This is a genomic window from Siminovitchia fortis (assembly GCF_003605365.2).
In the GTDB taxonomy this organism is placed as follows: Bacteria; Bacillota; Bacilli; order Bacillales; family Bacillaceae_C; genus Siminovitchia; species Siminovitchia fortis.
Genome location: NZ_QYTU02000011.1, coordinates 55,346 through 73,754, shown reverse-complemented (window position 1 = coordinate 73,754; position 18,409 = coordinate 55,346). Strand labels below are relative to the sequence as shown.

General features: G+C 44.2%; 13 protein-coding genes and 1 riboswitch. Of the genes, 11 read left to right on the top strand and 2 right to left on the bottom strand.

The genetic code is table 11. The annotated features are described in order from the left end of the window. The first annotated feature begins 38 nt into the window (after window positions 1–38). From D4N35_RS07085 to D4N35_RS07045, 9 genes are all read left to right on the top strand, one after another. Window positions 39–1,349 (top strand): FAD-binding oxidoreductase, encoded by a 1,311-nt coding sequence (locus tag D4N35_RS07085; RefSeq protein ID WP_120071922.1) that lies wholly within the window; start codon window positions 39–41, stop codon window positions 1,347–1,349. 50 nt (window positions 1,350–1,399) lie between these two features. Continuing rightward, window positions 1,400–2,716, top strand: coding sequence for a (Fe-S)-binding protein (locus D4N35_RS07080; RefSeq protein WP_390614728.1), 1,317 nt, complete (start codon window positions 1,400–1,402; stop codon window positions 2,714–2,716). Beyond that, window positions 2,706–4,151, top strand: coding sequence for an FAD-linked oxidase C-terminal domain-containing protein (locus D4N35_RS07075; protein WP_120071871.1), 1,446 nt, complete (start codon window positions 2,706–2,708; stop codon window positions 4,149–4,151). The genes D4N35_RS07080 and D4N35_RS07075 overlap by 11 nt, the downstream gene beginning before the upstream one ends. A gap of 130 nt (window positions 4,152–4,281) precedes the next feature. Continuing rightward, on the top strand, window positions 4,282–6,075 hold the full coding sequence (locus tag D4N35_RS07070; protein WP_120071869.1) for an L-lactate permease: 1,794 nt from the start codon (window positions 4,282–4,284) through the stop codon (window positions 6,073–6,075). Between the two features lie 235 nt (window positions 6,076–6,310). Further along, window positions 6,311–6,817: a chalcone isomerase family protein gene (locus tag D4N35_RS18370; RefSeq protein ID WP_235870320.1), complete on the top strand. Its 507-nt coding sequence runs from the start codon at window positions 6,311–6,313 to the stop codon at window positions 6,815–6,817. A gap of 125 nt (window positions 6,818–6,942) precedes the next feature. After that, window positions 6,943–8,520, top strand: a complete 1,578-nt coding sequence (locus tag D4N35_RS07060) for a peptide chain release factor 3 (protein WP_120071867.1) — start codon at window positions 6,943–6,945, stop codon at window positions 8,518–8,520. Between the two features lie 65 nt (window positions 8,521–8,585). Beyond that, window positions 8,586–9,161 (top strand): Uma2 family endonuclease, encoded by a 576-nt coding sequence (locus D4N35_RS07055; RefSeq protein WP_120071865.1) that lies wholly within the window; start codon window positions 8,586–8,588, stop codon window positions 9,159–9,161. Window positions 9,162–9,567: 406 nt separating this feature from the next. Further along, window positions 9,568–12,651 (top strand): efflux RND transporter permease subunit, encoded by a 3,084-nt coding sequence (locus D4N35_RS07050; RefSeq protein WP_120071863.1) that lies wholly within the window; start codon window positions 9,568–9,570, stop codon window positions 12,649–12,651. A gap of 64 nt (window positions 12,652–12,715) precedes the next feature. Further along, window positions 12,716–12,878: riboswitch (yybP-ykoY riboswitch) on the top strand. 38 nt (window positions 12,879–12,916) lie between these two features. Beyond that, window positions 12,917–13,687: a TerC family protein gene (locus D4N35_RS07045; protein ID WP_120071859.1), complete on the top strand. Its 771-nt coding sequence runs from the start codon at window positions 12,917–12,919 to the stop codon at window positions 13,685–13,687. 47 nt (window positions 13,688–13,734) lie between these two features. On the opposite strand, the gene D4N35_RS07040 is transcribed toward D4N35_RS07045, so the two are convergent. Then, the gene (locus D4N35_RS07040) at window positions 13,735–13,935 is read right to left on the bottom strand and encodes an alpha/beta-type small acid-soluble spore protein (RefSeq protein ID WP_120071857.1); all 201 of its coding nucleotides are present in this window, start codon (window positions 13,933–13,935) and stop codon (window positions 13,735–13,737) included. A gap of 178 nt (window positions 13,936–14,113) precedes the next feature. Here D4N35_RS07040 and D4N35_RS07035 point away from each other — a divergent pair, with 178 nt between their 5' ends. Beyond that, window positions 14,114–15,475: a TrkH family potassium uptake protein gene (locus tag D4N35_RS07035; RefSeq protein WP_120071855.1), complete on the top strand. Its 1,362-nt coding sequence runs from the start codon at window positions 14,114–14,116 to the stop codon at window positions 15,473–15,475. Between the two features lie 40 nt (window positions 15,476–15,515). Next, window positions 15,516–16,502 (top strand): diaminopimelate dehydrogenase, encoded by a 987-nt coding sequence (locus D4N35_RS07030; protein WP_120071853.1) that lies wholly within the window; start codon window positions 15,516–15,518, stop codon window positions 16,500–16,502. A 71-nt stretch (window positions 16,503–16,573) separates the two neighbouring features. Here D4N35_RS07030 and D4N35_RS07025 read toward each other — a convergent pair whose 3' ends face one another. Further along, window positions 16,574–18,343, bottom strand: coding sequence for a B12-binding domain-containing radical SAM protein (locus tag D4N35_RS07025; RefSeq protein WP_120071851.1), 1,770 nt, complete (start codon window positions 18,341–18,343; stop codon window positions 16,574–16,576). Between the last annotated feature and the right edge of the window lie 66 nt (window positions 18,344–18,409).

Here is an 18,409-nt window from a genome sequence, read left to right as displayed (position 1 = left end):
GAACAGGATAATCTTTACATAAATAGGTGGTGAGTCCAATATCAACAACCAGTATTTTATCTGAATTGAAGGCGGTAATTTCTGAAGATCGTTTTGCAGCCGGGGAAACTGATCATGAACTTGGGAATGGAGGAAATATCACTGTATACCCGCAGTCTGAACAGGAGATTGCAAATATATTATCCTATGCCGACCAATCCGGCCAAACTGTTTCTATTATGGGAGCTGGAACGAAGAGAGGCTGCGGCGGCCTCGTTGAAAGTACGGATATTTTATTGTCTTTAAAAAGTTACAGCGGGATTGTAGAGCATGTTCCGGGAGATATGACGGTCACTGTCAAAGCAGGAACCCGCTTCGGCGAGCTCCAGGAGTATCTTTCACGCTATAACCAAAGGGTTTCCATTGATCCGTTTACACCGCAAACCTCTACAGTCGGCGGCGTAATTGCTGCGAATGACAGCGGCCCCAAGAGGCTGGGTTACGGTTCGGCAAGGGATTCGGTCATCGGGTTGAGGGTTGTTTATCCGAATGGGACGATCATCCGTACTGGCGGAAAGGTCGTTAAAAATGTGGCTGGTTATGATATGAATAAATTGTTTATCGGTTCCATGGGGACCCTTGGCGTCCTCTCTGAGATTACATTTAAACTCAGGCCGCTGCCAAAGTATGAGACCCTCGTTCTTATATCATTTCCTGAAGGAAACATGGATCAGATCAGGAAATTTTGCATCCGCCTGCTTGATTCAATGCTGGAACCGGTGTCATTGGAATTGCTTAACCCGCCACTTGCCGAAAAGTTGACAGAAAGACGCAGCAAAACATTGGCCATCGCTTTTGAAGATGTGGAAAGCTCGGTTCTGTATCAAGAGAATTATTTAAGGGATCTCAGGCCCGACGGCACGGAAGTCAGAGTGCTTTCAGAGGAAGAAGCCTGCGATTTTTGGAATAAGTTTTATGAAAACCCCGTCATTGAATCGTTGGAAGAACTGGAGGCGTCGGTGAAAATAGGCGTGGTCAATCTGGACGTGCTCCATATAATAGAAGAAACTATCAAATTGGAAAATCCTGGCCGTTTATCAATCCAAGCGCATGGGGGAATGGGGCACGGCTTATGCCGGGCAGTAATGAAAGGAGAAGAAAGTTTGGTGGCCGATACAATCCTGCAATTAAGGGAAAAAGCAAGGGAGTACGGCGGATATGCAACTGTCACCCATTTGCCGTATAAGCAAAGAAAGCAAATCGACACATGGGGAGAGAAACCTCCTTATTTTTTCCTGATGGAGGGAATCAAGAAAACGGTTGATCCGAACGGCATTTTGAATCCGCAAAGGTTTTTGGGAGGGATTTAATAGTGGCAACGATAGAGAAGGAAATCACTCAGGAACCTGCATGTACCACGATGCAATTGGGCAATTATCTCTGGAATGATCCCCCTGATCCAAATAAATGGGCGGATTGTGTTCATTGCGGCATGTGCCTTGAATCCTGCCCGACCTATGAAATCACAGGCCAGGAGCAGCATTCGCCAAGAGGCAGGGTGCATTTGATCCAATCAGTTGCCCAGGGGCGCCTTGAAGTCAATGAGGAACTGATTGATCCGGTTTTTGACTGCCTGGATTGCCGGGCGTGCACAACCGCCTGTCCTGCTGATGTGAATGTCGGCGGCCTTATTGAAGAAGCAAGAGGGCAGATCCGCCAGGCAATGCCACTTACAGGCTGGAAGAGCACAGTCAGCAAATTATTCCTGGAAAAACTGTTCCCTTATCCAGAACGGATGAACAAGCTTGGAAAACTGCTGAGATTTTACCAAAAGAGCGGTATGCAGACAGCTGTGCGGAAAACGGGTTTGATCAATATCATGCCGGACCACCTGGCTGAAATGGAAGGAATCATGCCTGAGGTCCGGGAGCCTGTCCGGAAAAAATATAAGAACGAAAAAGTGATAAAAGCCCAAGGGGATAAGAAAGCGGAAGTTGCTATGCTTACTGGCTGCGTGATGGATGTGATGTTCGCCGACGTGAATGAAGCGACAATCAATGTGCTGACGCGAAATGGAAACGATGTCATGATCCCGGAAAATCAGACATGCTGCGGTGCTCTGCATGTTCATGCCGGCGACAGGGATACGGGCAGGAAGCTTGCCAAGCAGAATATAGAAGCATTCGAAGAAGCACAAAACGTTGTTGTCAATGCGGCAGGCTGCGGTTCCATGATGAAAGAGTATCATGAACTGTTCCGCCAGGACCCTGAATGGAAGGCGCGCGCAGAAAAATTTTCGGAGAAAGTGGTTGATGTCGCAAAATATCTTCATGATACAGGATACGAAATACCGAAAGCACCCATTGAAACGACGATCACGTACCACGATGCCTGCCATTTGGCCCATGGACAGGGAGTGCGGCAGGAACCCCGTGACCTGCTGCTGGATATTCCCGGTGTAAAAATGGTTCATATGCCAAACGCCGACAGATGCTGCGGCAGTGCAGGAATCTACAATATTACCAACCCTGAGATGGCCGATGCAGTGCTGCAAAGCAAAATGGAAAATGTCCCGGAAGAAGTTGAGATGATTTCGATGGGCAACCCGGGCTGCATGCTGCAGATGGCGCTTGGAGTCCAAAAGTACGGCCGTAATCAAAAGATCGTTCATACGGTTCAATTGCTGGATTGGGCTTATCAAAAGGAAGGCAGGGAGGTGGAAGGCAGTGGCAAGTAAGGTGTACACAAAAGACAGGCATATCATTCAATTGGCAACCCTCGTCTCAGGCCCCGGTTCAATTTTATTTAAAAAAGCGGATCTGGCCGCTTACGATTGCGACGGATTCACCGTACAAAAATATTTGCCAAGGGCGGTTGTCTTTCCGCAAAATGCGGAAGAGGTGGCGGCAGTCGTCAAATACTGTTCAGAAAACGGTTTGCCATTTTTGGCACGAGGGGCCGGGACGGGGCTGAGCGGCGGTGCCATTCCGATCAACGGTGAAGTGATCATCAGCCTGACAAGGATGAAGAGACTGCTGAGTGTCGATCTCGAAAACAGGCGGGCTGTCGTTGAACCTGGCTTCATCAATTTGAAATTGACACATGCCGTTTCAGATCAAGAGTATTATTATGCACCGGATCCATCGAGCCAATATTGCTGCACGATCGGCGGCAATGTAGCCGAAAATGCCGGAGGGGCACATTGCCTGAAATATGGTGTGACAACCAATCATATATTGGGATTGGAGGTCGTACTGCCAAATGGTGAAGTGGTTGAAATCGGGAAAAATGGAATTCCTGATGCACCTGGTTATGATTTGCTCGGGCTTTTGACAGGATCGGAGGGGACTCTTGGCATCGTCACGAAAATCACCGTGAGGATTTTAAAAAATCCCGAAGCGAAGCAGACAGTGCTCGCTTATTTTGACAGGGTGGAAGACGGAAGCCAGGCAGTGTCTGACATCATTTCTGCCGGCATTGTACCTGCCGCCCTTGAGATGATGGATAAAATTGCGATTGAAGGGGTGGAAGCTGCCGCATTTCCTGTCGGCCATCCCAAAGATATTGAGGCCCTTCTCTTAATTGAAGTGGATGGCATTCGTGCAGGGATAGAGGAGCAGATCAATCAAATTTTGGAAGTTTGCAGAAACCGGAATGTCAGGGAAGTAAGGGCAGCGAGAGATGAAGCAGAAAGAGAAAGATGGTGGGCAAACAGAAAAACCGGCTTTGGGGCAATGGGAGCCATCTCGCATGATTATCTTGTTCAGGACGGTGTCATTCCCCGGAGCAAGCTCCCTGAAGTTTTAAGTAAAATCAATGAAATCAGCCAAGAGTCAGGACTGCGGATAGCGAATATTTTTCACGCAGGAGATGGGAACCTTCATCCGTTGGTATTGTTTGATTCCCGTGTACCGGGCGAAACTGAAAAGGCCATAGAAGCTGGCAGTGCCTGTTTGAAAGCTTGCGCAGATGCGGGCGGAACGATTACAGGCGAACACGGCGTCGGGATCGAAAAGAAAGAAGAGATGCGGTTTGTTTTTACGGATGAAGAAATTATTGCCCAGACGGATATAAGGAAGGTATTCAACCATGACAATCTGCTGAATGCAGGTAAGCTGTTCCCTACACCCGGGAAGTGTGCCGAAATCAAACAGGAGTTGAAAAAAGCCTGATCAAAAGGTCAAACTAATATCGGTAAAATAAGTATGTTTACAGATATTTTTAATATATTAAAAGCCTCATAGAACAACAGATCACCTCAAGAATAGGGCACTTATCAATAAGGAAAGGGGAAAGTGCAAAATGAGTACCGGTTTGCTTGCTTTTTTGTCTCTCTTGCCCATTATTGCTGTAGGTGTGTTTCTGGTTGGTCTTAGGTGGCCTGCGAGCAGGGCGATGCCTATTTCCTATGTTTTGGCTGTTGTATTGGCACTTTTTGTCTGGAAGGTTCCCGGATTAAATGTCACTGCCGCAACTATTAATGGCGTCATTGTAGCCATTACGCTTTTATACATTATTTTTGGAGCCATTTTGCTGTTGAATACTTTGCAGGAAAGCGGCGGGATGAAAACGATCCGCCAAGGGTTTACGGATATTTCGGAAGACCGGAGAATCCAAGTGATTATTATCGCCTGGCTTTTCGGTTCTTTCATCGAAGGTTCCGCAGGATTTGGGACCCCTGCTGCGGTAGCTGTTCCTTTGCTTGTTGGATTGGGCTTTCCGGCAATGGCTGCGGTTGTGGCCGGTATGGTGATTCAAAGCACGCCGGTTACATTCGGAGCGGTCGGCACGCCTGTTTTGGTCGGGATTCAAACGGGTTTGTCGGCTGACCCGAGCATCAGCAATAATTTCCTTCAATTGGTAACGATGATCGGCGGCAAAGCCTCTATTCTACACATGATTGCCGGGACGTTGATCCCACTTTTTGTTGTTTCGTTGATGACAAGATTTTTTGGCAAGAACAAGTCTTTTACTGAAGGGCTTAAAGTATGGAAATTTGCTCTTTTTGCTGCATTTGCCATGACAATTCCGTATGTGATTGTAGCCAATACGCTTGGACCAGAATTCCCATCCATGACCGGCGGCCTTTTGGGCTTGATTATTGTTATCTCTGCTGCAAAAAAGGGATTCCTTTTGCCGTCAAAGGAAGAAACGTGGAATTTTGAGGATGAGTCAAAATGGGATCCGGAGTGGACTGGAAAGGTCGTCCTGAAAGATATTGCACATAAAAGCGGATCCATGAGCATGGTAAGAGCCTGGTCCCCCTATGTTCTCGTTGGTCTTTTCCTTGTATTGACAAGGTTGAAGTTCCTCCCGTTTTTGGAATGGACCCAGTCTTGGACAATCGCATTTGAAAACATGTTTGATTCGGGCATAACAGCGAGCTTCCAGCCGCTTCATTCACCAGGTACGATATTTATACTGGTATCCATCATTACATTCTTCTTGCACGGTATGAATGGCAACGGGTACAAGAGAGCCTGGGCTCAATCTGGAAAAACAGCACTGGCTGCATCAACGGCATTGATTTTTACCGTCCCGATGGTTCAGGTGTTCTTAAACACCGGAGGAGGTGCAGCAGGATATGAGCGGATGCCGATTGAACTCGCCAACGGCGTAGCGGCGCTTGCGGGGGAGTTTTGGCCGTTTTTTGCCACTTTCATAGGGGGGATCGGCGCATTTATAGCGGGAAGCAATACTGTCAGCAATATGATGTTCTCCCTTTTCCAATATGATGTCGGATCGCAAATTGGAGTGGATCCTACTTGGATTGTCGCATTGCAGTCAGTGGGAGGAGCGGCAGGTAATATGATCTGCGTCCACAATGTCGTTGCAGCATCGGCGGTTGTAGGGCTCCTGGGAAAAGAAGGTACAGTCATAAGGAAGACACTGTTCCCGTTTGTCTATTATGCTTTATTCACCGGCTCGATCGGTTATTCGATTGTATGGTATTCACAAAAAGGGCTGTTCAACCTAGGGTCTATTATTGCTTTGTTGATTGTGTTTGCAGCCATCTATATTATCGGAACCAACAGCAGGCGTGCAAATATGCTTGATGTACCGGTTTCTGATGACTCAATGAAGAATATAAAATAGTTTTGGGAAAAAGCATTCACCGAATTTTACCGGGGATGCTTTTTTACTTTTCTGTATTTTTACTAGTAAAGCAAACATACGTTTGGTATAATGCCAGTAACAGAAGAATTATAAAGTAAGAAAATAAGGAGGGAGCGCTTATATATATTGCTTTCTATTTGAGAAATCGTAAAATGTAATTAACATGTACTTTGGTAAAATCAATGTAATTATGCGGGAGTGTTAACCAAAATGGATGGAAAGAGTGATAAAAATGACGGATCATCAATTACTCGAAGCCATACTTCAAAAAGTAACAGCCATTGAAAAAGATCAGCAGGCAACAAAAGAAGAAATGGGGATTATGAAAGAAGAGATGGGGCTGATGAAAGAGGAAATAGGCTCTGTCAGATCAGAACTTAAAGAGGAAATAGATTCTGTCAGATTAGAACTTAAAGAGGAAATAGGTTCTGTCAGATCGGAACTTAAAGAGGAAATAAGTTCCGTCAGATCGGAATTCAAAGAGGAATTTAAGCTTGTTAAAGATCAATTAAATGAAAACACTCATTTAATCCGGGCCGTCATTGACCGTCAGGAAGAAACCGATGCCAAACTGGAATCTCTTACAATGGATGTTCATAAAGTACACGGTGAAATAGCCTCTTTAAAACATGGACAAGAGCGCCAGGACAAGATACTGGAATCGCTTGCTATGCGCTCTCTCGAGCAAGAAACTGAATTGCGCGATTTAAAAAGAATATAAACTAGCGTTTCTTTGTTCATTAAATTGGCCCTGGAGGGCTTTTCTTTTTGTCTAAAATCGATGATTGCAATTCGGTTTCTGGAGGAATAAGATTATAAAGAGATTGAAATGAAAGGATTTATGTGATGGCAAACGATTTGGCAAAAGAAGTGAATTCCAGAAGGACCTTTGCAATTATCTCCCACCCGGATGCGGGAAAGACGACTTTGACTGAAAAGCTCCTTTTATTTGGCGGAGCTATCCGGGATGCCGGGACGGTTAAAGGGAAAAAGACAGGAAAATATGCTACTTCGGATTGGATGGAAATTGAAAAGCAGCGCGGCATTTCCGTAACATCATCCGTGATGCAGTTTCAATATGATGATTTCCGGATCAATATACTTGATACACCGGGTCACCAGGACTTCAGTGAAGATACGTATAGAACCTTGATGGCGGTGGACAGCGCCGTCATGATCATCGACTCGGCCAAAGGGATAGAAGAACAGACATTAAAGCTGTTCAAGGTATGCAAGATGCGCGGAATTCCGATTTTCACTTTCATCAATAAACTGGATAGGCAGGGAAGGCAGCCTCTTGAACTGCTGGCAGAAATAGAAGAGGTGCTTGATATTGAGACTTACCCGATGAATTGGCCGATCGGAATGGGAAAAGAGTTTTACGGCATTTATGACCGCTATTATAAAAGAATTGAACAGTACCGTACTGATGAAGCGAGCCGTTTCCTTCCGTTGGATGATGACGGCGAAGTCACCGGGGATCACCCGATCAAACAAACGGGCCTATATGATCAGGCGCTTGAAGAAGTCATGCTTTTGGACGAGGCAGGGAATGAATTTTCCGTTGAAAAGCTGACTGAAGGTGAGATGACGCCTGTATTTTTCGGAAGTGCTCTGACAGCGTTCGGGGTACAAACTTTTTTGGAAACGTACCTGAAGTTTGCTCCCTCTCCGCAGCCGAGAAAGTCAAATTTAGGTGAAATCGAGCCGGCGTCAGAAGGGTTTTCCGGCTTTGTTTTTAAAATCCAGGCGAATATGAATCCGGCCCACCGTGACCGCATCGCTTTCGTCAGAATTTGTTCCGGTGAATTTGAAAGAGGTATGTCCGTAACACTTGCAAGGACCGGCAAGCAATTTAAATTGTCGCAGTCCACCCAATTTTTGGCGGATGACAGAAGTACAGTCAATAAAGCGGTAAGCGGGGATATTATCGGCCTTTACGATACAGGGACGTACCAGATTGGGGATTCGATTGCCGAAGGCAAAAAAATCATCCAATATGAAAAGCTTCCTCAATTTACACCTGAGTTATTTGTAAAAGTGACAGCAAAAAATGTCATGAAGCAAAAAAGCTTCCAAAAGGGCATTCACCAGCTTGTTCAGGAAGGCGCCGTCCAATTATTCAAGACTTACCGCATGGAGGATTATATTCTCGGTGCAGTCGGCCAGCTCCAATTTGAAGTATTTGTCCATCGCATGAAAAATGAATATAATTCGGACGTCATCATGGAGCCGATGGGTTCAAAAATTGCCAGATGGATTGAAAATGATCAGATAGATGAATCAGTGTCCAGCCAGCGAAGCTTGCTTGTTAAAGACAGATTCGACAATCCTGTCTTTCTGTTTGAGAATGATTTTGCATTGCGCTGGTTTATGGATAAAAATCCGGCAATCCAATTGCGGGATCCAATGGAAATTGATTGACTTAGGTGTCTTGAAAGGAAGTCTTCATGGTATAATGGGTAAAAATTTGGTTTGAGGTGAGTTTGATGTCATTGCCGATAGAGAACCGGATTCACACTTATGCCGATTATTTATCGTGGCCGGACAATGAAAGAATCGAAATCATTGATGGTACCCCTTATTTTCAAGCTACACCTTCAAGAATCCATCAGGAAAAATTATCGGAATTGCATCGGCAGATAGCCAATTTTTTAATAGGAAAGGAATGTAAAGTATACCCGGCTCCGTTTCACGTTGTATTTGATTTGGAAGATGAAGCGAATGGTTGGGAGAATAGTAAGAACGTATGTGAACCAGATATCTCGATAATTTGTGATAAATCGAAATTAGATGACAGCGGCTGCAAAGGAAGTCCGGATCTGATTATCGAAATCATTTCACCTTCAACAGCCAGAAAAGATAAAATAGAGAAATTTAATTTATATGAACGGGCGAAAGTGAAAGAATATTGGATTGTGGAACCACAGGAAAAAATAGTCAGTGTCTTTACACTGGAGGAGAACCAAAGATATGGCCGTCCAGATCTTTATACAGAAGTGGATGAAGTAAAGGTATCTATTTTTGATGGGCTAAACATAGATTTAGCATCGGTTTGTGCATGATAGGGGAGCCTCGAAAGAGGTTCCTCTGTTTTTTTTCAGAGAAAGTATAAGATGTTTTAGCTTTAAAATTTTGAACAAATCCTTTTGTTGTCTAGCTTCGACGGACAGGAGGTCCTAGTGCCGCCGGCGCCACAGGACGTGGCGCTTTAAGGCGGCCAGCGCCTATCGACTAGCAGACTTCGCGCCTCCTCCTACGATAAGTCAACATCGGCTCGTACCTCGCCGTGTTTCCTTTATCTCATTGCGGAATGCTCCAGTTTGTACGTCGCTAAACGGGCGCTTGCGCTTTTCTTAACCGTATTTGTGAAAAAGCTCAATTCACGGCAGGGGAGTATAAATATTAAATACAAAACTGTTATAATTAACAGTTAGTAAATCGTTCTTTTATCCGAAAGGAGTTTCGTTCGTGAACTTAAGCAATTTTGCGATAAGGAGACCTGTTTTTACGATTGTCACAATGTTCCTTGTCATCATCCTTGGGGTTGTTTCATTGTTAAAAATCCCGCTGAAATTGATTCCGGAAATCAATCCCCCTATTGCGGTAGTGGTGACAACTTATGAAGGAGCAAGCCCGACTGAAGTTGTTGAAAAAGTGTCAAAACCCCTGGAGGCGAATTTGGCAACGCTGCCGGGAATTAAAAATGTGCAGTCCTATTCAGAGGAAGGCTCGAATTTAATTGTACTTGAGTTCACATGGTCAACTTTGATTGATGATGTCCAAAATGATATTTTGCAGAGGATCGATCAAACGCCTGTCCCTTCCGATGCGTCCAAACCAAGGCTATTGAAATTCGACCCTTCACAATTTCCTGTCATCCAACTCTCATTGAAGTCAGATAAGGATGAACAATCATTGAGAAAGCTTGCGGATCAATTGACGACCGAGCTGACGAGAGTTGAAGGCGTTGCCAACGTAAATGTGACCGGAAAGCTGACGGAAGAGATCAACATCACTCTTGATCAGGATCTTTTAAAAAAATACGGTCTTTCGCAATCGGATATTGTTAATCTGATCCAGGCAAATAATATTTCCATGCCCGGCGAAACGGTTCTGACGGATGGAAAAGAATTGACGACAAGAATTATCAGTTCTTTGCATTCAACCAAGGAGATCGAAAAACTGGTTGTCACGGCTGATCCATTGACCGGCGATAAAATCAGGATACGGGACGTAGCAGATGTGAAACAGGAGAAACAGGATGAAAGAATGATCACAAGAACGAATGAGCTTCCTTCAGTCCTTCTCAGTGTTTTACAGGAATCAGACGCGAACACGGCAAATGTTTCCAAAGGATTCCAAAAAGAATTAAAAACATTGCTGAAGAAAGATCAATTCAAGGATATTGAAGCGGATGTCCTATTCGACCAGGGTGACTACATCCGCATGGCCATCGGCAATATCGCCTCATCGCTTGTGATCGGGGGAGCGCTGGCTATGCTTGTCCTGTTCCTGTTTTTAAGGAATGTAAAAAGCCCGATCATCATCGGCATTGCGATTCCCTATTCGGTTATTGTCACATTTGTCCTAATGTTTTTTGCTGATTTTGCATTGAATATTATAACGCTTGGGGCTCTTGCCCTCGGAATTGGAATGCTTGTCGATAATGCCATTGTCGTCATTGAAAATATTTACAGGCACCTCTCCATGGGAAAAGATCCAAAGACTGCAGCAAGGGAAGGGGCAAAAGAGGTTGCAGGTGCCATCACAGCTTCGACTCTGACAACCGTTGCCGTTTTCCTGCCGGTCGTCTTTATCAGCGGGCTTCTTGGCCAATTGTTTAAAGAATTTGCTTTTACCATTTCGTTCAGCCTCTTTGCTTCACTGTTTGTAGCGTTGACAGTCATCCCGATGCTTGCAAGCAGATGGCTGAAAACGCCGAAGGGGGATTATGAGGCAAGAAGGCGAAGGTCCAAACCGATGAATTTCCTTGACAGGACAGTTCGCTGGTCTTTGAGACACCGTTTTCTCGTACTGTTCACATCGCTGCTGTTATTCGTTGGAGGGGGTCTGGGCTTATTTACGGTCGGTATGCAATTTCTTCCTCCGACAGATGAAGGGTTTTTCAGTATTAATCTGGAATTGGAAAACGGCTCGGCCCTTTCAGAAACGGAAAAAGTCGTCGGGACGATTGAAAATGAACTGAAAGATGAGAAAATCGTCGATACGTATGTCAGCCTGATCGGATCAACACAGGAATCGTCATTCCAGGGAACCTCTAAAAGCAATACAGCCGAAATGTATATCAAGCTTAAGCCGTTGGGTAAGAGGGACGAGTCCGTATTTGAGTTTGTTGACGCGTTGAAGCCGAGGCTTGAAGATAAGGTTGAAGAGGTTAAAAAGGGAACAGCCATCAAGTTCAATGTGGATGCGGCATCAGGGCTCACACCCCAGACATTGACGTTTAATGTCGGTGATACAGACAAATCCCGGCTTGATGAAAGTGCTGATAAAATATACGCCGCTCTTGAGAAATTGGATCATGTAACGGATTTGTCCACAAGCTCAGGTGATACGGTCGAAGAGATCCAAATCGTCGTTGACAGGGACAAAGCCCTTGAAGCAGGACTTGCCCCTGCGCAAATTGCATCGGCAGTGAATGATGTGACCAGAGGAGTGCAGGCGACTCAGATTATCGGCGACAGTTCTGATGTATACGGAGTTTATGTAGAATATGATAAGAAAATCACAAGGGACATCGACAAACTTAAAACCCTTTTAATCAAAACACCTGGCGGTGGTTATGCGGAACTGAAGGATGTCGCAAAAATTAAAACGGGCACCGGGCCTGTGGAAATTCAAAGAATCAACCAGCAGGATTCCGTTGAATTCACTTTAAAATACGATACGGGGACAAATATCGGCGATATGTCCAAAAAGGTAGAAGAAACGATTGCTGATTTGAATTTACCTGATGAGACCGAAATCACCTTCAGCGGTGAAACAGAACTGTTGGAGGACTCGTTCAATGACATGATCATGGCCTTTGTACTGGCGATCATTTTGGTTTACATCGTAATGGCCGCACAATTTGAGTCTTTCAAATATCCGTTCGTCATCATGTTCACAGTACCGCTTATGACAATCGGAGTGACAGCCGCGCTTGTGATTGCAAGGATCCCACTCAGCATACCTGCTTTGATCGGAATCATTATACTTGCAGGGATTGTGGTGAATAATGCCATTGTGATTGTCGATTATATCAATCAAAGGAAAGCGGCAGGCCTTTCAAGCTATGAGGCCCTCGTCGTATCGGTCAAGGACCGGGTCCGTCCAATCCTTATGACTGCATTGACAACGATATTGGGGCTGGTACCCTTGGCCCTGGGCCTTGGGGAAGGCACGGAAATGAACCAGCCCATGGGTGTCGCGGTTATCGGGGGTTTGATCAGCAGTACATTCCTTACTCTGTTCGTGATTCCGGTTGTTTACAGCCTGTTTGACCCGGAAACAAGAAGGATGAACAGGAAGGAAAAGAAAACGCGGACATAGTTTCAAATTTTCATTGCTTTTTCATCAATTATAAATTATAATGAAAAAAACAACATAAGCTTGACTTATAGTCAAAGGGGAGTAGCATCAAGTGAGCTTTATTGGGCTCATTTGAAACAAAGTCGTCAATTCGTGAAGAAATTCACCGGCTTTGTTGGCATGAACATGTCCAGCAAGACCTTTGCCCATCGGGCAAGGGTCTTTTTGATTTTCCGATAAAGGCTGCCGATGGGAATGTTGATCATTTTCACGGGAGGGGTTTTATTTGGAATTATCAATGATGTTGGAGTATTTGTGGGTGCTTGTTGTACTGGTCGGCCTGGAAGGAATATTGGCAGCGGACAATGCAGTCGTAATGGCTGTCATGGTGAAGCACCTTCCAAAAGATAAGCAGAGGAAAGCCTTATTCTATGGTTTGTTCGGCGCCTTCCTCTTCCGTTTCACGGCATTGTTTTTAATTACGTTTTTAGTTAATGTATGGCAGATTCAAGCAATTGGTGCAGCCTATTTGTTATTTTTGGCTGTTCACTACCTCGTTAAAAAGTATACGGGTGCCGAAAATGAAAAAAAGGTAAAAGAAGAAAGCAAAAGCCAGTCATTTTGGTTCACTGTCTTAAAAGTGGAAGTGGCTGATATCGCATTTGCAATTGATTCAATGCTTGCTGCAGTGGTGCTTGCCGTTACATTGAAACCGACTGGATGGTTTCAGATTGGAGGCATTGACGGAGGACAATTTCTTGTGATGCTGTTGGGCGGCCTGATCGGGGTCATCATCATGAGATTTGCGGCGAATTCTTTTGTCAGCCTGTTGTCTAAATATCCAGGCTTGGAAACATCCGCCTTTTTGATTGTCGGATGGGTGGGGGTAAAACTTGCAGTGCTGACATTGTCTCATCAGAAGCTCGGTATATTGAACCCTCACTTTCCGGAGTCGTTTGAATGGAAATTGACATTCTGGATTGTCCTTATCCTCATTGCAGTTTCTGGTTATGTTACGTCAAAGAAAAAGGCTGTTCTTCAATCTTCAAGTAAATAAGTAATGGAGCAGTCCCTGTATTTTGCAAAAAGCAGGGACTGCTTCTTTTATTGCTGTTTATTGCCGGATAATTGTGACTGTGCCTGTTTGACGAGGCGCTTTGTAATTTCTCCGCCTACGGATCCGTTTGATCTGGCAACAGTATCAGATCCAAGAACAACTCCAAATTCCTGGGCAATTTCAAGTTTCACCTGATCCAAATATTGTTCGATGCCAGGAACGAGTAATTGATTGCTTCTATTTGCCATCATCTTTCCTCCTTAAAAAGCTTTATTGATAGTATGTTCGGGAAAGAAAAAAGTAATGCTGGAACATGCTGTATGTTTTTTGGTACATTTGGGATACAAAAAAGGTACATACCCCTTTCCATTCACCGGCATTTTGCTTATTATGGAATAATGAATAAATACAGAGGAAATGAGAAAAATGAAACCATTCCATAAACGAAGGCTTTACAAAATGTCGCTGACACCTTTTCGGGTATTGGTCTCTTATTACTTTTTGACGGTTGGTGTCGTAGCGATCCTTCTAAGTCTTCCGGTTTCCAGGCTGGAAGGTGCGGACTGGTCTGTGATGGATGCTATATTTGTCGCAGCCAGTTCAGTCAGTGTGACCGGCTTGACGACTGTTGATTTATCCGAAACGTTTTCGGTCACCGGGATTTTTATTTTGATCTTCGCCCTTCAGGTCGGGGGCATTGGAATTATGACGATCAACACTTTCTTCTGGCTTTTGTTTGGCAAGAAGATCGGATTAAAACAAAGGCAATTGATTCAAACGGATCAAAATCAATTGAATTTGTCAGGGTTGGTCAACCTGCTCCGGCAAATTCTTTATTTGATTATACTGATTGAGGCAATGGGAGCCCTTGTTTTGGGAACCTATTACATGAACTATTTTGAGGGTCCCGGGGAAGCTTTTCTTCAAGGATTGTTTGCTTCTGTCAGTGCCACGACAAATGCCGGATTTGATATTACCGGTGAATCTCTGATTCCATTTGCTCATGATTATTTTGTTCAATTTGTAACAATGATTTTGATTATTCTTGGGGCAATCGGATTTCCGGTCTGGACGGAAGTAAGAAAATTTTTATTTTATAAAGGAACAAAAACAAAGTTCCGCTTTTCTTTATTTACAAAAATTACGACTGCAACCTATTTCATTTTGCTCGTTGTTGGGACGGCGGTCATTTTCGTGCTTGAATTCAACGAATTTCTATCTGGAAAGTCGTGGCACGAATCTTTCTTTTATTCGCTATTCCAATCAACTACAATGAGAAGTGCAGGATTACTGACGCTGGACATCAACGATCTTTCGACTCCGACCATTTTGTTTATGTCGGCGCTTATGTTTATCGGGGCATCTCCCAGCTCTGTCGGAGGCGGAATCAGGACGACGACATTCGCTTTGAATATTTTATTTCTTATTCACTATGCGAGGGGACGCAGGACGATAAAAGTGTTTAAACGGGAAATCCATCATGATGATGTGATCAAATCACTTGTTGTATTGATGCTCGCCGTCATATTATACGGCTCATCTGTTGTCATTTTGTCAGCAACTGAAGATGTCAGCCTGATCTCAATCATTTTTGAGGTGGCTTCCGCTTTTGGAACCTGCGGGGCTTCCATGGGGATCACTCCGGATTTGACTGTATTTGGAAAATGGCTGCTCATTATATTGATGTTTATCGGCCGAATAGGCATATTGTCATTTTTATTCATCATGTCGAGCAACGACAAAGCACCTGACTTCCAATATCCAAAGGAACGAGTCATAATAGGTTAGAAACGAGTTTTATCAGATGTTTGTCAAGGAGGATGAAAATATGAACCGCAAAATTAGAATTGGCATCAACGGCTATGGAAACCTGGGCAAAGGGGTGGAATTTGCCCTCAGGCAGAATGAAGACATGGAGCTTGTCGCTGTCTTTTCGCGCAGGGATCCGGAAAGTGTGGATACGCTGGATCCATCCGTGAAGGTTTTACATATCTCTGAAGCGGAAAAATATAAAGACGAAATCGATGTAATGATTTTGTGCGGAGGGTCAGCAACGGACCTCCCTGAACAAGGGCCGAATTTTGCTAAACTTTTTAATACGATTGACAGCTTTGATACGCATGCGAAAATACCGGAATATTTTTCTGTAATGGATGAGGCAGCAAAGTCCGGAAATAAAACAAGCATTATTTCTGTCGGCTGGGATCCGGGCATGTTTTCCATGAACCGCCTGCTCGGGGAAGCGATACTTCCTGAAGGTGAAACCTATACGTTTTGGGGGAAAGGACTCAGCCAAGGACATTCCGACGCTATCAGGAGAGTGGAAGGAGTAAAAGCCGGTGTCCAGTACACGATTCCGATCAAAGAGGCGGTCAACCGTGTCAGAAATGGTGAGAACCCAGAACTTTCCACGAGAGAAAAACATTTGCGGGAATGCTTCGTTGTGGCAGAAGAAGGGGCTGATAAGGAAAAAATTGAACGCGAAATCAAAACAATGCCCAACTACTTTGCCGATTATGACACAACTGTCAATTTCATTTCCGAAGAGGAATTGAAAAAGAACCATTCTAAAATGGTTCACGGCGGGTTTGTTATAAGGAGCGGAATCACAGGGGAGAACACAAGTCAAATTGTCGAATACTCCCTGAAATTGGACAGCAACCCTGAGTTTACTTCCAGCATTTTGGTCACTTATGCCCGGGCTGCTTATAAAATGAACCAGGAAGGGCAAACAGGAGCGAAAACCGTGTTTGATGTCCCACTGGGGCATTTGTCGCCAAAATCTCCGGAACAATTAAGGAAAGAACTTTTATAAAAAACAAAAAGCCGGCACAGGGCCGGTTTTTTGTATGTTTTCCATTCATTGACCCAAATGATGACTAATTTTTACGCTAATTTTGATAAACTCCCCATATTTAATGGATAAAATGAAGATTTTCCGCTGGAAGGGTCGAAATAAACCAGCCCGTAGGAATCCTGTGGTATGATCTTTCCGGATTCCATATATTCTCCCAGCAAAAATGGGAACTTTTCAATCACAGTATGCTTGTAAAGGTCACGCTCGTTCAATCTGAGTCCGGAAAACGCCTGGCCTGCCAGGGTGCTGTTTTCATTAACGGCGGAATAAAGTCCGGAGCGCTCCTCCTTGCTCAAAGAAGAAGAGCTGTCCCACCAGGCTTTTCTTGGTTTATAACGGTGGTTCAGCAAATAGTCATATTTCATCAACCCCTCAGCCAGCTCCCTGTTCCGGATTTCTTTTTCATTCAAAAACTGAATTAGCCTTTTATAGAGGTCTTCAAGCTGATGCCCGATTCTTGACCATCCCTGTTCGTCCCAGTAAGAACCGAAGTTCTGGAAGAAATCAAAAGGAGTATCAAAACAGGAGGATGTGATATAGTCCACTGCATGATCCATTCTATGGTCATTCCAGTATTTTTCCAGAACATCTTCCACCTGCTTGATTTTCATGACATCTTCAAAACTAAGTACATTATTTTGCAGAATTTCATAAGGGGAATGGTCCATATAGACATAACCGAACTGTTTGGCAGATATCCTTAATCCTGTACCGCGCAGCATTTTTAAAAATCCGAGCTGAAGTTCTTCCGGTCTTAAGGCGAATACATCATTAAATGTCTTTCGGAAGGAATGGTAATCTTCTTCCGGAAGTCCGGCGATCAAATCAAGGTGCTGAAGGATTTTTCCGCCTTCTTTGACCATTGTCACTGTCCTTGTCAGCTTTTCAAAATTCTGCCGTCTTTTTACCAGCTCATTTGTCAGATCATTCGTGGATTGCACACCGATTTCAAAACGAAATAACCCCGGAGGTGCATTTTTATTTAAAAAGTCGATGACTTCCGGGCGCATGATGTCACCCGTAATTTCAAATTGAAAAACAGTGCCCGGCACATGCTCATCGATCAAAAATTGGAACATCTCCATGGCATAGCTTCGGCTTATATTAAATGTGCGGTCAACAAATTTAATTGTTTTTGCGCCATTAGCCATCAAATATCTGATGTCGTCTTTTATCTTGTCCCTATTAAAATATCTCACGCCCACTTCAATGGATGAAAGGCAGAATTGGCAGCTGAATGGGCAGCCTCTGCTCGTTTCAATATAGGTGACACGTTTGGAGAGATTGTCCCTGTCTTCCGGAAAGCGGAAAGGGGAGGGAAGCTCCCGAAGGTCGACTTTGTCTCTTATCGGGTTAATGACAGGTTTTCCGTCTTTCATAAAACCAATGCCTTTAATATCATCGGTATTCGTTCCATTTTTAAATGCGTCAAGGAGCACCTTGAATGTTTCTTCACCTTCCCCGATAACGATAAAGTCGATTTCATTTAAGCGTTGCAGCCAATAAACCACATCATAGGAAACTTCCGGGCCTCCCAGGACAATTTTGACATTGGGCATGATTTTGCGCATGATCTGAATCACTTTGACCGTTTGTTCTATATTCCAAATATAGCAGCTGAAGCCGACGACATCAGGCTTTTTGGCAAATAGGTCCGTCACTATATTTAAGGCGGGATCATTGATCGTGTACTCAGCAATTTCAATATCATGATCAGGGGCCGCATACGCCTTTAAGTAGCGTATGGCCAAATTTGTATGGATAAACTTCGCATTAAGCGTACTTGCGATTACTTTCATTTCGTTCGCAGCTCCTTTTTTCTTCACTACTTTATCCATTTTATCGAAGAAAAAAGAAAACTACAA

What these genes read in the sequence shown, in the direction of transcription:
- D4N35_RS07060 (WP_120071867.1), top strand. Translation starts at nt 6,943, where the DNA reads ATGGCAAACGATTTGGCAAAAGAAGTGAATTCCAGAAGGACCTTTGCA.
- D4N35_RS07080 (WP_390614728.1), top strand. Translation starts at nt 1,400, where the DNA reads ATGCAATTGGGCAATTATCTCTGGAATGATCCCCCTGATCCAAATAAA.
- D4N35_RS07040 (WP_120071857.1), bottom strand. Translation starts at nt 13,935, where the DNA reads ATGGCAAATAGAAGCAATCAATTACTCGTTCCTGGCATCGAACAATAT.
- D4N35_RS07055 (WP_120071865.1), top strand. Translation starts at nt 8,586, where the DNA reads ATGTCATTGCCGATAGAGAACCGGATTCACACTTATGCCGATTATTTA.
- D4N35_RS07025 (WP_120071851.1), bottom strand. Translation starts at nt 18,343, where the DNA reads ATGAAAGTAATCGCAAGTACGCTTAATGCGAAGTTTATCCATACAAAT.
- D4N35_RS07070 (WP_120071869.1), top strand. Translation starts at nt 4,282, where the DNA reads ATGAGTACCGGTTTGCTTGCTTTTTTGTCTCTCTTGCCCATTATTGCT.
- D4N35_RS07030 (WP_120071853.1), top strand. Translation starts at nt 15,516, where the DNA reads ATGAACCGCAAAATTAGAATTGGCATCAACGGCTATGGAAACCTGGGC.
- D4N35_RS18370 (WP_235870320.1), top strand. Translation starts at nt 6,311, where the DNA reads ATGGAAAGAGTGATAAAAATGACGGATCATCAATTACTCGAAGCCATA.
- D4N35_RS07035 (WP_120071855.1), top strand. Translation starts at nt 14,114, where the DNA reads ATGAAACCATTCCATAAACGAAGGCTTTACAAAATGTCGCTGACACCT.